The 581-nt window shown below is 67.5% G+C and carries 1 protein-coding gene; it reads right to left on the bottom strand.

The features are described from left to right. On the bottom strand, positions 1–581 hold a 581-nt coding region (locus ACX4ZE_RS22990; protein WP_480275550.1), incomplete at both ends, for a class I SAM-dependent methyltransferase.

The raw sequence follows: 581 nt of genomic DNA, 5'->3' as shown, positions 1-581 counted from the left end.
GGTCAACTCGTTGACCGACAAACCCGCCTTGAGTTCGACAGCGACCGCGCCAATGTCATCGATCTCATCGGCCAACGCGTGGAAGTACTCCGGGGCCACGAGTAGTTCCTGCTCGGTGGCGATCTCGCGCCGGACCCGCTCCCGCACCGCCCGCGGATCGGTGTCCCCACCACGCGCGAGTTGCACCGCGGTGGTGAACTCCTCCAGCAGCGACAGATTCCGCACATCCCCCACGAACAACCCGCCCCCGGGCGCCAACACCCGCAACACCTGTTCGATCACCCGCCGCAGATAAGCGCGGCCGGGGAAATACTGGACCACCGAATTCACCACCACGGTATCGAAATAGCCCTCGGGCAGCCCCGCGAGATCATCGGCCGCCGCGGTGCGCAGGAAGACCCGCTCGGTCCACGCGCGTTGTAGTTGCGCGAGCTGTCGGCCGAGTGTTTCCACCGTCGCCGCCGACAGGTCCGTCGCCCAATACTCCCGACACTCCGGCGCCAACCGCGACAACAACAACCCCGACCCGACACCGACCTCGAGGACCCGCCCCGCTCCCAGGCGGCGGATCCGCTCGACCG

The sequence above is a fragment of the Nocardia sp. TBRC8007 genome (genome assembly GCF_056629435.1).
The sequence above is the reverse complement of the archived record's forward strand: the minus strand, read 5'-3'. Positions and strand labels throughout refer to the sequence as shown.